Here is a 13,283-nt window from a genome sequence, read left to right on the forward strand (position 1 = left end):
GCATTGCAGCTTTTCTAGACTGCGCGGCGCTTTTCCACGCCTATAAGCCGCGCTGTATTCTGGAGCAAGCTGATCATGCCGCCCCTTGTTGTCATACCCGCCAGACTTGCCTCAACAAGGCTGCCCGGCAAGCCCCTGGCGGATATTGCTGGGTTGCCCATGATCGTGCATGTGCTTAACGCCGCACTCAAGGCCGAAATTGGTCCGGTTGTGGTTGCCGCAGCTGAACCCGAAATCTGTGATGTTGTTACCAACGCGGGCGGGACAGCCGTACTGACCAACCCAGACCTGCCTTCCGGCTCGGACCGGGTCTGGCAGGCCGTGCAGACGCTGGACCCACAAGGGCAATACTCCACCATCATCAACCTGCAAGGGGACCTACCCACACTGGCACCAGATGCCCTGCATACGGTATGCGGGGTCATGGATAATCCTGCGTTTGATATTGGAACGCTTGTCGCCCCCGTTAGTACGGAAGAAGAGGCAACAGCCCCTTCTGTTGTCAAGGTTGCATGCCACTTTGCGCAGGCCGCACACCATGCGGTCGCCCTCTATTTTTCCCGCCAGCCCATTCCCTCAGGGCCGGGGCCTCTATGGCACCATGTCGGGATTTACGCATGGCGGCGGGCAGCTCTGGCCCGCTTTGTCCAGCTTCCTCCATCTGGTCTGGAACAGCGTGAAAGTCTGGAACAGCTCCGAGCACTGGAGGATGGTATGCGTATTGGCTGCGCACGTCTTGCAATCGCGCCCTTTGGGGTTGATACACCACAGGATCTGGAACGGGCACGCCGCCTGCTTGGAGCTTAAAGGCCATGATGGACAAAGTTATAGCCTTTCAGGGCATGCACGGTGCGTATTCCGACATGGCCTGCCGCGCAGCGCGGCCCGGCTGGACCACCCTGCCATGCCACAGCTTTGCAGATGCCATAGATGCAGTACATGCAGGCAAGGCCGAGCAGGCCATGCTGGCATGCGAAAACAGTCTGGCAGGCCGTGTGCCCGACATCCATTCGCTCCTGCCCGCAGCGGGGCTGCATATTATTGGTGAGCACTTCCAGCGTGTTGAACACTGCCTGCTGGTAGTGCCCGGCACCCGCATGGAGCAGATCCGCCGAGTACATACACACCCTGTGGCCATGGCCCAGATCCGCAATCTGCTCAAAAACAATAATCTGACGCCCGTAACCGAGTTTGATACGGCAGGTGCTGCAGAACTGGTCGCACTTTGGCAAAAGCCCGAAGAGGCCGCCGTAGCCTCCGCCCTTGCTGCGGAACTGTATGGGCTGGAAATCCTGCAGCGGAATGTGGAAGACGCCTCCCACAACACGACACGGTTCTATATTACCGCGCGCACACCGCAGGTGCCCACACCACAGACACCCCATGTCATGACCACGCTGCTCTTTAGTGTGCAAAACAGCCCCGGCGCTCTGTATAAGGTGCTTGGGGGGTTTGCCACCAATGGTGTCAACATGACCCGGCTGGAAAGCTACATGTCGGGCGAAACATTTGCCGCTACACGCTTTTTGATGGATGTAGAGGGCCACCCCGGCGATTCCCGTCTAGGCAAAGCCTTGGCAGAACTTGAATTTTTTTCCAAAAACGCCACAATTCTAGGCGTCTATCAACAATCGCCGTTCAGGCACCAGGCTTCCACCCAAGGGCAGGACACCCCGCGTTCCGCTCCAGCAGATGCCATTCCAGGATAAGTGACCGCTCCATGCCTCATACATTCTTCTCCGGCTCCATTACTGCACTCATCACCCCCATGAACCGGGACGGAAGCCTGGACTTTGATTCGTTTGAAAAACTGGTGGACTGGCAGATCAAGGAAGGCACCGCAGGCCTGTGTGCCGTAGGCACAACGGGGGAAAGTCCAACCCTGTCGCACACGGAACACCACGCTGTTGTTGAACGCACCATAAAAGTTGCCAACGGCCGCGTGCCGGTTATTGCCGGGGCGGGTTCCAACAGCACGTCCGAAGCGGTTGATCTGGCACGCCATGCAGAGCAGGCCGGGGCGGCCGCCGCCCTTGTTGTGGCTCCGTATTACAACAAGCCTACGCAGGAAGGCCTGTACCGGCACTTCATGGCCGTGGCAGATGCTGTTTCCATCCCGGTGATTTTGTACAACATTCCCGGCCGCTCCATTATTGACATCAATGTGGAAACAACGGCCCGTCTAGCAAAGCACGGCAATATTGTTGGGGTAAAGGATGCAACAGCAAACCTGTTCCGCCCTCTGCAGGTACGCCGGGCAGTGGACAAGCCCTTTAACCAGCTCTCGGGCGAAGATGGCACAGCAGTCGCTTTTCTCGCAGCCGGTGGGGATGGCTGCATTAGTGTGACATCCAACATCGCTCCCGCCCTGTGTGCTGCCGTGCAGAGCGCATGGAAAGCAGGGAAGACGCAGGAAGCCATTGCCATTCAGGACCGGCTGACCCCATTGCATGACACCCTGTTCTGCGAGAGCAATCCCGCTCCAGCCAAATACGCCGCAAGCCTGCTGGGCCTTGCGGGGGAAACCTGCCGCCTGCCACTGGCTCCCCTGAGCGATGAATCACGCCACAAAGTCCGGCAGGCTCTGGTTGATGTCGGGTTGCTGGGCTGATCATGTCCGCAAAGTCCAGCAAAAGCACCATGATCTCGCACGGCATGGTCGCACAGAACCGCAAGGCCCGTTTTAACTACACCATCAAGGAAACGGTTGAGGCCGGGCTTGTACTTAAAGGGCCGGAAGTAAAAAGCCTGCGCTTGGGCCGCGCAACAATTGGCGAGGCCTTTGCTGGTGAGCGTAACGGTGAACTCTGGCTGTTTAACAGTTACATCCCTGAATATCAGGGGGGAGTGCTGTCCCGCTTTGATTCGCGCGCGCCCCGCAAGCTGCTTATGCACCGCAAGCAGGCCCAGAAGTTTATGGGGGCCATTGCCAAGCAGGGGGCAACCCTTGTTCCGCTGGATATCCACTTCAACGACCGCGGACTAGCCAAGGTCACCCTTGGTCTGGGCGTTGGTAAAAAGAGTGTAGACAAGCGCCAGACCGTAGCAGACCGGGACTGGCAGCGCGACAAGGCCCGCCTGATCCGCAACAAGGGGAAGGGCGACTACTAACCCGCTCCGACTGTTACATACGCACAGCTCTGCGCAACTTTGTCAGACACAAACGGTCATAAAAAAAGCCTCGGTTATAAAACCGAGGCTTTTTTCTTACTTACCGCTAAAAAGCAGTGCCTCAGGCAGAGGTCACTTCAGCAGCTTCCGGACCCTTCTGGCCCTGAACAACTTTAACGTTCACGCCCTGACCTTCATTCAGGCCCGGCAGACCGGAACGTTCCAGAGCAGAAGCGTGGATGAAGATGTCCTTGCCGCCGCCTTCAGGCGTGATGAAGCCAAAGCCTTTAACAGCGTTGTACCACTTAACGGTACCGCGCGTATCTTCAGCATCAGACAGGTCAGGAGCGGGGCGAGCAGCAGGGCGCGCACCAAAGCCAGGGCGACCACCAGCAGGGCTACGCGGACGTTCCGGCTGAGCCGTGCTTTCATCAACAGAGATGACTTCGGCAACCTGGCGACCCTTGGGGCCCTGACCAATGCGCACAACCAGCGTAGCGCCGGGGTTTACACCCTGAACACCAGCCTGAGACAACGCGTTGGCGTGCAGGAACACATCGCCCGATCCATCAGCGAGTTCGACAAAGCCGAAGCCTTTTTCGCCATTGAACCACTTAACGGATGCACCCACTTCCGGGCCGGAAGCGATAACCTGCGGACCGCCAGCGGGGCGACGCGGAGCAAACCCACCACGGTCACCACCACCATAAGAGGGGCGTTCACCGAAAGAAGGCATCGACATATAATTGTCGTCATCAAATCCGCCGCGGCGAGGAGAACGGGGGCTGCGGTCGGTCCTGTTACTTTTCAACGGTCTTGATCCTGGAGTGCGGAGAAGATGGAAACTTCTCCGGATATTGAAAAACGGGCAAACTGCCAGAATGGGTTGACAGGATTACGTGCTTTGAACAAAAAGCCCATCATTCCCCCTCCTGAATATTGCAAACATGCCCAACGCATGCGTAGCACAGTCATGAGTGTGCTGCTACAGCAAAGCATGAAAACCGCGCCTGCTTCACGCACTTTTCTTCGTATCACAAAGTTGTGATACCGAAGCCTTTCCATCCCGCCAGAATACCCCCTCGCACCGCCACAACTGATGCGCGCATGACATAATTCCGTAACGCTGCGGTGAGCAACCTTATCGATTATCCAGCCAAGTTTAAAAAGCAGGCATGAACGTCATACGCAGAATCGAACACGATCTGCGCTATGCTCCCACACATCCCAAGCGGCAGCGCGGACGCCTTATATAGAGTGAGGTGCACATAACGCACCGCGCGCTTTACATCAGGCTGTCTGGCAAGTTGGACCATTCGCTTAAATAAGTAGGCGCATAATGCAGGCAACCCGCCTGCAATTCAGGCTTTATGTTTAATTAGAACTCACAGGGTAACGCTATCTCGTCATAAATCGTGCCTATTTTTTAATCAGAAGATTTATTTTTGTGCATAAATTCCTATCAAACCGTGCGTTTCTGTGTTTTTTTCGTCACTACCCTATCAACCTGCCCGTTTATGAGGCGAAAGACCTCTCTTTCCTATAGCGCGGTAAGGAGTTTCGCCCTTACTCTCAAAATCAGAAAGAGCCACCGGGTTTTGATGTAGGGGATACAGAACTTATGCTGCGCCAGTCGGAAACACAGAACGTCTGTCAGATCATCCCGTTCCAGATGGAAATCATGTGTCGCCACCGCGACTATCTGGACCGCTGGATTGCGGCCAGCCAGCCCATGGGCATTTGTGATGCCGATATTTTCCCAGCCGAAGAAAAACAGGCTGGCGTTTCATCCGGTTACGTCCTGGTGTGGGTGCGCGAAACATCAAACCCGGCCTACAAGGTTTATTCCCGCGGCAACCGCTGGATTGTCATGGACGCCGTGCGTGACAACACTCTGGGCCAGTTTGCCTCTTTTGCCGATGCCCTGAACATGATCCGCCCCGTTCTGCCGATCAAACAGGATATTGTTGCCGCCTAAACGCCCCCAAGCCATTTTCTGGTGCTTTTCCGCCGCTATTCCCTTACCGGGGTGGCGGTTTTTCTTTATCCTGTGCCTGATAAAATGCCCGATGGAAGCAGATATTTCCATTTGAGGGATTGCCACTGCACTTTGCCGTGCGGCAAGGACAGGGCAGACATCTTGCTGTCCCGACTGATCCAGAGGAACCCGAAATGACATCCCTGACACTCGCCTATCCTGAGTCCACCATTCATGAGGCGACGGCGGCCACCATCATTCGGGTTCTCGAGGCCAACGATATTGAGCCCGAAATTGTAACCGGCCCCAAGCAGGCTCTGGCCGATCTGCTGCACAAAGGGGAAATCGACATCTATGTTGCCGCATGGCTGCCGGATGAGGATTCCGTTCTCCTTGGCGCTGGCACCACGCAACTGGGCCGGCTGTTCCAGCCCGAAGCTTGCTGCTGCATTTCGGACGAGAACAGCACCCTCACATCCCTGAGCGATCTGGCGCAGGCAGGGCAGGGCATTGCCCGCACGATTGTAACGCCCCAGTCCCTTGCCAAACGCATGGAACAGGTTTTGCGCACCTACAATCTGGCAGAGGCAGGCTTTACCCTTGAGGTGCTCCCGGATGAAGAAGCTCTGGCAAGGCTGAATGCCGCCCTTGCCGCCGAGCAGCCCAGCCTTCTGCCCCTGTTCCAGCCCTGTTTTCTGTTCCATCAGGGGGGGCTGCGTATTCTGAATGACCCCCACAAAGCCATGGGCGGGGAGATGGAAGCAACCCTTCTGCTCCGCGATGGCCTGCGCGATGAGCTGGAAACAGATCTGGTGGACGAACTGGATGAGCTGATGCTGAGCGCCAAAATCATCAGCGCCATGGACTACGCCATGCGGGTGGAAGGCATGAGCGCGGATGAAGCTGCCGAAGCATGGCAGCGCGGTAAGCTTCTGCCACGCTAAAAAGGTGCCGGTCCATGACACACAACACAGCCGCAGATGACCGCGATGCCGGGCTAGCCGCCCAGTACGAGGCATACCCATACCCGGAGCGCGACCCACAGGACGAAAACCGCCGGCTGCTCATTGGCAGCCCTAGCCACCTGCGAGAAGTAGATTACTGGGTTTTTGGCGCACAACGCCCCCGCAGTCAGGCATTGCGGGTGCTGGTGGCCGGGTGCGGCACGGGCGATGGGGCAATTATGCTGGCAACGCAGCTGGCACGGGTTGCGCGCCCGGCGGAAGTTGTTTGTCTGGACCGTTCAGAAAAAGCTCTTTCCATTGCGCAGGCCCGGGCCAAAGCCCGCTCACTGGACAATATCCGGTTCGTTCAGGGCTCCCTGACCGAGCTGGAATCGCTTGAACTGGGACTATTCGATTATATTGATTGCTGCGGCGTACTGCACCATCTGCCAGACCCGGTCGCGGCACTCCAGACTCTGGAACGCCACCTTGCCCCCCATGGCGGCATGGGGCTGATGGTTTATGCGCCCTATGGCCGTACCGGCGTGTACATGGTGCAGGACGCACTGGAAAAACTGGCACCACTCGCGCACTCACCACAGGAGCGGCTGGACGTGGCCCGCCGCGTCATGCGCACCCTGCCAGCAACAGCATGGCTGCACCAGAACGGTAATTTTGGGGATCATCTTTCTGGCGGGGATGCAGGGCTTTACGATCTGCTCCTCAACCCCAGAGACCGCTCTTACACCATTACCGATTTTTTGGCCCTGCTGGATCAGGCCGGACTTGAACCCACGGCTCTTATGGAACCAGCACGGTACGACCCGGGCCTCTTTTTGCCCGACCCACGCCTGCGTGCACGCCTGTCCACCCTGCCTTGGCAGACTCAGGCCGCCATTGCCGAGGACCTTACTGGCAACATGGCAACGCATGTTGCCTATGTCGTACGCAAACACACAGCCCCCGAAAAACCTGATCCACTGAACCCAGAGGCAGTGCCGATCATGCGCGAAATTCCGGGCGCAGAACTGGCCAAGCAGATGACACCCGATAACATGCTGCCCTTCCACTTTGGTACGCTTGTTGTGCCTATTCCGCTCCCGCCCCAGACCCGTGGTATTCTCCCCCTGATTGATGGAGAACGAACCGTGGGTGAACTGGCGGAGATTTTGGCCACACGCGGCGTGAGCGCAGAAAAGTTCAAGCATGTCTGGCAGGAAAGCTTTGGCATTCTGGAACGGCTGAATCGTGTTCTGCTCCGCTCTCCAGCCTGAACGTATGTGAGCACATAACTTTACCCGTCACATACGCTCACACTCTTGCATTACCACTATCGCCAGCACTACCGGCCTGCGCGCACCGCACCGTTTTGCTCCAAGCTGGGCTGGTTTGCCTGAACCCTGCGCACAAAACCGTGCTGCAGCACGAGCAAAACCTTTGCAATTCCGTGGGTTGTGCCGCTCCTTCTGGTCTGGCGTATTGTGCCCTGTTAACACAGGCCCTATTCTGCCCGCACTTTTGCCTGCCGGAAGGGCAGAACCACTGGGCAGCATGCGGCCACCACGGCACAGATGGCCCGCTTTTTGCCGCGTTCTTTCCTTCCATTCCTTGCAATATGTCCGCCTTTGGGCGTCGTTTTTGAAACAGTGAGTATCATGGCCGTTTACGCATTTACTTTTCCCGGGCAAGGCAGCCAGTCCGTTGGCATGGGGCAGGAGCTTGCTGAAGCTTTTCCCGCCGCACGTGCAGTTTTTCAGGAAGTTGACGATGCTCTAGGCGAACATCTGTCAAAAACGATTTTTGAAGGTCCGATAGAAACCCTGACCAGCACCGAAAATGCCCAGCCTGCACTCATGGCTGTTTCCATGGCAGTTCTGCGCGTAATGGAACAGGATGGTGGGCTGGATCTGGCGGGCCGCGTAAGCCTGCTTGCCGGGCACTCACTGGGCGAATACGCAGCTCTGGCGGCTGGTCGGGCTTTTGATGTTGCACAGGCAGCCCGGCTGCTGCGCCTGCGCGGGCAGGCCATGCAACGCGCAGTCCCCGCCGGGGAAGGCGGCATGGCCGCACTTATTGGTGTCACGCTGGCTCAGGCGGAAGAGGTCTGCACCCGCACGAGTGAGAGCGGCAGCACGGAAATTGCCAACGACAATGGCGGCGGCCAGATTGTAATTTCGGGCAAAATGGCCGGGATTGATGCCGCCATTGCCATAGCAAAGGAAATGGGGATCAAGCGTGCGGTCAAACTTCCCGTTTCTGCTCCATTCCATTCCTCGCTCATGAAGCCCGCTGAGGACGCCATGGCCGAAGCACTGGCCAAGGCAGATATTGCAGCACCGGTTGTGCCCGTGATCGCCAATGTGACCGCAGAACGTGAAACTGATGCAGACACGATTCGCAACAACCTGGTCCAGCAGGTAACCGGGCGTGTCCGCTGGCGTGAAAGCGTGGCCACAATGACCGGTCTGGGCGTTGATACGTTTGTAGAAATCGGGGCAGGCAAGGTTCTGTCCGGTCTGGTACGACGCATTGACCCCGAAGTTTCGACCCTTTCCATCGGCACCCCGGCGGATATCGAAACCTTTCTGAAATCCCTCTAAAGCAGGTTTAACAACATGTTCCGACTGGATGGAAAAACCGCACTCGTAACAGGTGCTTCCGGTGGCATTGGCAGCGCCATTGCCAAAATACTGCATGCTCAGGGCGCCAAAGTTGTTCTGTCTGGCACGCGTGAAGCCGTTATTCGCGAACTGGCGGAAGAACTGGGGGAAGGGGCGTTTTATGCCGCTGCCAACCTGAGCGAGCCATCAGAAGCAGATGCCCTGATTGCAAAAGCAGAAGAAGTTGCCGGCGCACCGCTGGATATTCTGGTCAACAACGCAGGCCTTACGCGTGACACGCTTGCCCTGCGCATGAAGGACGAGGACTGGAATCAGGTTCTTAATGTTGATCTGGCAGCCCCATTCCGCCTTTGCCGGGCCACACTTAAGGGTATGCTGCGCCGCCGGGCAGGCCGCATTGTCAATATTGCCTCTGTTATTGGCACAACCGGCAATGCCGGGCAGGCCAATTATGCCGCAGCCAAGGCTGGCATGGTGGGCATGAGCAAATCTCTGGCGCAGGAAGCAGGCTCGCGCGGGGTCACGGTCAACGTGGTGGCTCCGGGCTTTATTGTCACCCCCATGACGGACGTGCTGCCAGACGCACAGAAGGAAAAGCTCCTGTCCTCCATTCCGCTTGCGCGCCTTGGTCAGCCGGAAGATGTTGCGTCTGCCGTGCTGTATCTGGCATCGGACGAAGCGCGGTGGGTAACTGGCGCTACACTGCATGTTAACGGCGGCATGGTGATGGCCTGAGCACACGAAAAGCATATGCACCGCTAGAACAGGTGGTGCAAAATGCTTTAAGATGTGCCACACATGCAGCGCAACCACGCTGTTTTGGGCTTGCGACAGATGTATTTGTCCGGTTTGCCTTGGCGTGGAGAGATAAAACGTGCTAATCGCGCGCAACACCTTACTGCTGGACCGGAATGGGGCGGGCATCTACCCACCTGGTTCTCTACCAGCGACAAGGTCCATCGCGGATTAAACACCTGAACAACCTGCCATTTTCGGCAGGCAGGCATATGGGATAGAAAGACAGATGAGCGAAATCGCTGATAAGGTTAAGAAAATCGTGGTCGAGCATCTCGGCGTCGAGGAAAGCAAGGTCACTCCGGAAGCGTCTTTCATTGACGATCTGGGCGCTGACAGCCTTGACACCGTTGAGCTGGTGATGGCGTTTGAAGAAGCCTTCAATGTCGAAATCCCTGAAGATGCCGCTGAAAAAATCACCACGGTGAAAGACGCCATCGACTATATCGAAAAGCAGAAAGCCGCCTGATTTCAGGCCATCTGCCTTAAATTACAGGGTTATGGTCCCTCAGATGGCTGAGGGACCAGATATGTGTCGAATGGGGAGCGGGCTGGTTTGTTGCTTTCGGCCGGAATGAATTCTGGACGGAGACGCGTTGTCGTCACCGGCATGGGCATCGTCGGGCCTCTCGGCCTCGGTGTCGAAAACGTATGGTCACGTCTGATCGCAGGCGAGAGCGGGATTGGTGAAATCACGCAGTTCGATGCGAGTGATCTACCTGCACAGGTTGCAGGGGAGGTCCCGAACGGACCGCGGGAGGAAGGTAAACTCACGCTATCCGAGTGGGTGCCAACCAAAGACCAGCGCAAGATGGACCGCTTTATCCATATGGGCTTGGTTGCCGCAACGGAAGCGGTTGAGGATTCCGGCTGGAAACCTCAGACCGAAGAAGAAAAATGCCGCACCGGTGTTATGATCGGTTCTGGCATTGGCGGCCTGCAAACCATCTATGACGCCTCCATTACCGTGCATGAAGGACGTGCAAAGCGGCTGTCGCCGTTTTTCATTCCTTCTGCCCTGATCAATCTTGTATCCGGGCACGTTTCCATCAAATACGGTTTTCAGGGGCCCAACCATTCGGTTGTAACCGCCTGCGCAACCGGGGTTCATGCCATTGGTGACGCAGCCCGTCTGATCATGTTTGGCGATGCTGACGTTATGGTTGCCGGTGGGGCTGAAGCCACGGTTTGCCCGCTGGGTATTGCCGGGTTCTGCTCTGCGCGCGCCCTTTCCACCGGCTTTAACGCAACACCGCAGCAGGCTTCCCGCCCGTGGGACAAAGACCGTGATGGCTTTGTCATGGGCGAAGGCTCGGGCATTGTTGTGCTTGAAGAATATGAGCACGCCAAAGCCCGTGGTGCCAAAATCTATGGTGAAGTCATCGGTTACGGCATGTCCGGCGATGCGTACCATATTACGGCACCCTCGGAAGGGCATTACGGTGCTTACCGCGCCATGCGCTCTGCCCTGCAAAGTGCAGGCCTGACCACGGCCGACATCAACTACGTGAATGCTCATGGCACCTCGACCATGGCAGATGATCTTGAGTTGGAAGCTGTGGAACGTCTGTTTGGCGATGACGCCAAAAAGCTGGCCATGTCTTCCACCAAATCTGCTACGGGGCATCTGCTCGGGGCGGCTGGCGCTGTGGAGGCAATTTTCTCCATTCTTGCCATCCGGGATAACGTGGCACCGCCCACGCTTAACCTGGACAGCCCCTCGCGCGAGAGCGTGATCGACCGCGTGGCGCATACAGCGCAGCAGCGTCCGATCAACATTGCCCTGTCCAACAGCTTTGGGTTTGGCGGGACAAATGCCAGCCTGATCGTGCGTGGCGTCTAAGCGTAAAAAAACATCTTCTCCTCCTTCCGGCCACAGTAAACTTTCCTGTTTTCTCAAGTGGTCTGGAGGAGGCGTTTTTGTTCTTGCGGCCGGCATGGGGCTTACCGCCTTTTTAGGCTGGCAAAGCTATACCTGCCCCGGACCGTTATCCACTGATCAGGATATTGTGGTCCCGCACGGCAACTATGCCACGACCTTATCTTCCCTACAAAATGCTGGCGTTGTTCCCACAAACTGGTGGAGCGGTCGCGTTTTTTTAAGTGCTGTTGCCCTGACCCGCCGGGATGGACAACTTCATGCGGCGGAATTGCACTTCCCCGCCTATGCCTCCATTGCACAGACATTATGGATTTTGCGGCATGGGAAGCCTGTCCAGCATAAGCTGACCATCCCCGAAGGGCTGACAGCATGGCAGATTCAAGCTCTGGTCCAAGCTGCGCCGTTATTAACGGGAGATACTCCTCTACCTGAGGAAGGAAGCACTCTCCCGCAGACCTATACGTACCTGCGCAACAGTTCGCGCAAGGACCTGCTGGCCCATATGCAAACCAGCATGGCGCAGACATTAAAACAGGTCTGGGCAGAAAGAGAGAGCGGTTTACCGCTTGGCAACCCGCAAGAGCTGGTTACGCTGGCGTCTGTTATTGAAAAAGAAACAGCCCTGCCAGATGAACGGCCATCGGTCGCCCGTGTCTTTTACAACCGCCTGCAAAAGAACATGAAACTGCAGACGGACCCTACGGTAATCTACGCCATAACGCAGGGGAAACCACCGCTGGACCGGCCCTTAACTCACACGGACCTCCAGACGGCCAGCCCTTACAACACCTATGTTTATACTGGCCTGCCACCGGGGCCGATCTGCTCCCCCGGCAAAGCTGCGCTGGAGGCTGCGGCTCACCCTGCAAAAGGCGATATGCTGTATTTTGTGGCAAATGGAGCGGGCGGACATAATTTTGCGGCCACGCTGGGTGACCACAACCATAATGTTTTGCTGTTACGCAAACAAAAAACCAGCCACTAATACCGCAAGGCGTAAAGTGGCTGGTGCAATCTGCACAAATATGTTGTTAGCGGGAGCCTGAACGGGCAGGGGAAAGGTTTTCCTGCACAATCCCGCCGCTTGGAGCGGTTGCACCCGTGCTGTCACTATCAATGGCATCCGTTGTCGCGGCTGCACGAGGGGCTGTTGTGGTGGCAGTCTGCGCTCTGCGGGCATAACGCATCAGAATACTGCGCAGGGGGTCTGCATCCGGGTTGTTCACGCGCATGCTCACAACAATATCTTCCGGGCCAACGCTTTGTTTGTAATACGCCCGGTTTTCATCACTGTTAACAGTCAGTTTGCTCCCACCGAGGGATGCCCCGGCAAAAACGCCCTGAGACTTCTGTGCCACCAGAATATCCGTATTGCTGGCCCCAGCATTGGAACTGGCAACAGCAGAACTCATATTGGCAAAAGAAGCACCCGCATTGGTACCAAACTGGAACTGGCTGTCCAGCAGAGCCTGAAGGCCACGATCCGTCATGATGAAGAAAACGATCTGGGAACTCTGCACGCCAAACTGGATGCCAAAGGAAGCAGAACTCAGTTTGTAAAAGGCGGGGTCAGACCAGGAACCACGCGCATCTTTTGCCAGCAGCACGCATTCCCCATGTGCACCGCCAAATGCAATGGACATCCGGAACATGGACGGGCAGACCATAACCGCACGCGCCTTGGCCAGATTGCTCACCAAGGCGCTCTGGCCGGTTGCGCCCAGAAAAATATCCTGCACAGTCAAGGCTGCTTTATCAACAGTAGCCTGCGCAGTATCCGCTGCCTGCGCACACGCCCCCACGCCGGGAGCCAGCACGGTTGCGGCCAGAACCAGAGAAACTGAAGACAGCCGTTTAAATAAATGCATTCCGGGTTTCTCCACGATAAGTCCGGTAAATTAGCGTTTAAAAAAGCATGCTTTTGTGGCGCGAGAAAGGCCAGTTTTTGTTTT

The 13,283-nt window shown here is 56.7% G+C and carries 15 protein-coding genes; 13 read left to right on the top strand and 2 right to left on the bottom strand.

Annotated elements, in window-relative coordinates; genetic code table 11:
- The first annotated feature begins 72 nt into the window (after positions 1 to 72).
- Genes GOB83_RS00310 through smpB form a run of 4 tightly spaced genes read left to right on the top strand, consistent with a single transcriptional unit; the run spans position 73 to position 3,111 of the window.
- Positions 73 to 807, top strand: coding sequence for a 3-deoxy-manno-octulosonate cytidylyltransferase (locus GOB83_RS00310; RefSeq protein WP_264802395.1), 735 nt, complete (start codon positions 73 to 75; stop codon positions 805 to 807).
- A 5-nt stretch (positions 808 to 812) separates the two neighbouring features.
- A complete protein-coding gene (locus tag GOB83_RS00315) occupies positions 813 to 1,709 on the top strand; it encodes a prephenate dehydratase (RefSeq protein WP_086645950.1) in 897 nt (298 codons plus the stop codon).
- Between the two features lie 11 nt (positions 1,710 to 1,720).
- Complete coding sequence (dapA, locus tag GOB83_RS00320) at positions 1,721 to 2,611, top strand: 4-hydroxy-tetrahydrodipicolinate synthase (RefSeq protein WP_095348852.1); 891 nt, start codon at positions 1,721 to 1,723, stop codon at positions 2,609 to 2,611.
- A 2-nt stretch (positions 2,612 to 2,613) separates the two neighbouring features.
- Positions 2,614 to 3,111: an SsrA-binding protein SmpB gene (gene smpB / locus GOB83_RS00325; protein ID WP_086645948.1), complete on the top strand. Its 498-nt coding sequence runs from the start codon at positions 2,614 to 2,616 to the stop codon at positions 3,109 to 3,111.
- A gap of 121 nt (positions 3,112 to 3,232) precedes the next feature.
- Here the strand turns inward: smpB and GOB83_RS15070 are convergent, their stop codons facing one another.
- Positions 3,233 to 3,922, bottom strand: coding sequence for a cold-shock protein (locus tag GOB83_RS15070; RefSeq protein WP_086645947.1), 690 nt, complete (start codon positions 3,920 to 3,922; stop codon positions 3,233 to 3,235).
- Between the two features lie 27 nt (positions 3,923 to 3,949).
- Here GOB83_RS15070 and GOB83_RS00335 point away from each other — a divergent pair, with 27 nt between their 5' ends.
- The 9 genes from GOB83_RS00335 to mltG all read left to right on the top strand — a co-directional run bounded on the left by GOB83_RS00335 (position 3,950) and on the right by mltG (position 12,316).
- Positions 3,950 to 4,159 carry a hypothetical protein gene (locus GOB83_RS00335; protein WP_165924917.1) on the top strand — a complete coding sequence of 70 codons (210 nt, stop codon included), beginning with the start codon at positions 3,950 to 3,952 and terminating at the stop codon, positions 4,157 to 4,159.
- 573 nt (positions 4,160 to 4,732) lie between these two features.
- The gene (locus GOB83_RS00340; RefSeq protein ID WP_086645946.1) at positions 4,733 to 5,089 is read left to right on the top strand and encodes a hypothetical protein; all 357 of its coding nucleotides are present in this window, start codon (positions 4,733 to 4,735) and stop codon (positions 5,087 to 5,089) included.
- A gap of 194 nt (positions 5,090 to 5,283) precedes the next feature.
- Positions 5,284 to 6,033, top strand: a complete 750-nt coding sequence (locus GOB83_RS00345) for a glycine betaine ABC transporter substrate-binding protein (protein ID WP_165924918.1) — start codon at positions 5,284 to 5,286, stop codon at positions 6,031 to 6,033.
- A 14-nt stretch (positions 6,034 to 6,047) separates the two neighbouring features.
- The gene (locus GOB83_RS00350; RefSeq protein WP_165924919.1) at positions 6,048 to 7,307 is read left to right on the top strand and encodes a class I SAM-dependent methyltransferase; all 1,260 of its coding nucleotides are present in this window, start codon (positions 6,048 to 6,050) and stop codon (positions 7,305 to 7,307) included.
- A gap of 381 nt (positions 7,308 to 7,688) precedes the next feature.
- On the top strand, positions 7,689 to 8,633 hold the full coding sequence (fabD, locus tag GOB83_RS00355; protein ID WP_165924920.1) for an ACP S-malonyltransferase: 945 nt from the start codon (positions 7,689 to 7,691) through the stop codon (positions 8,631 to 8,633).
- 15 nt (positions 8,634 to 8,648) lie between these two features.
- On the top strand, positions 8,649 to 9,389 hold the full coding sequence (gene fabG / locus GOB83_RS00360; RefSeq protein WP_165924921.1) for a 3-oxoacyl-[acyl-carrier-protein] reductase: 741 nt from the start codon (positions 8,649 to 8,651) through the stop codon (positions 9,387 to 9,389).
- 289 nt (positions 9,390 to 9,678) lie between these two features.
- Positions 9,679 to 9,918 carry an acyl carrier protein gene (locus tag GOB83_RS00365; RefSeq protein WP_025825175.1) on the top strand — a complete coding sequence of 80 codons (240 nt, stop codon included), beginning with the start codon at positions 9,679 to 9,681 and terminating at the stop codon, positions 9,916 to 9,918.
- A gap of 105 nt (positions 9,919 to 10,023) precedes the next feature.
- Complete coding sequence (gene fabF / locus GOB83_RS00370) at positions 10,024 to 11,292, top strand: beta-ketoacyl-ACP synthase II (RefSeq protein ID WP_165924922.1); 1,269 nt, start codon at positions 10,024 to 10,026, stop codon at positions 11,290 to 11,292.
- The gene (gene mltG, locus GOB83_RS00375) at positions 11,282 to 12,316 is read left to right on the top strand and encodes an endolytic transglycosylase MltG (RefSeq protein ID WP_373321573.1); all 1,035 of its coding nucleotides are present in this window, start codon (positions 11,282 to 11,284) and stop codon (positions 12,314 to 12,316) included. The genes fabF and mltG overlap by 11 nt, the downstream gene beginning before the upstream one ends.
- Before the next feature lie 46 nt (positions 12,317 to 12,362).
- Here mltG and GOB83_RS00380 read toward each other — a convergent pair whose 3' ends face one another.
- The gene (locus tag GOB83_RS00380) at positions 12,363 to 13,199 is read right to left on the bottom strand and encodes a lipid-binding SYLF domain-containing protein (protein WP_165924924.1); all 837 of its coding nucleotides are present in this window, start codon (positions 13,197 to 13,199) and stop codon (positions 12,363 to 12,365) included.
- Positions 13,200 to 13,283: the final 84 nt, after the last annotated feature.

Origin of the sequence: Acetobacter fabarum (assembly GCF_011516925.1) — a bacterium.
GTDB classification, from domain to species: domain Bacteria; phylum Pseudomonadota; class Alphaproteobacteria; order Acetobacterales; family Acetobacteraceae; genus Acetobacter; species Acetobacter fabarum.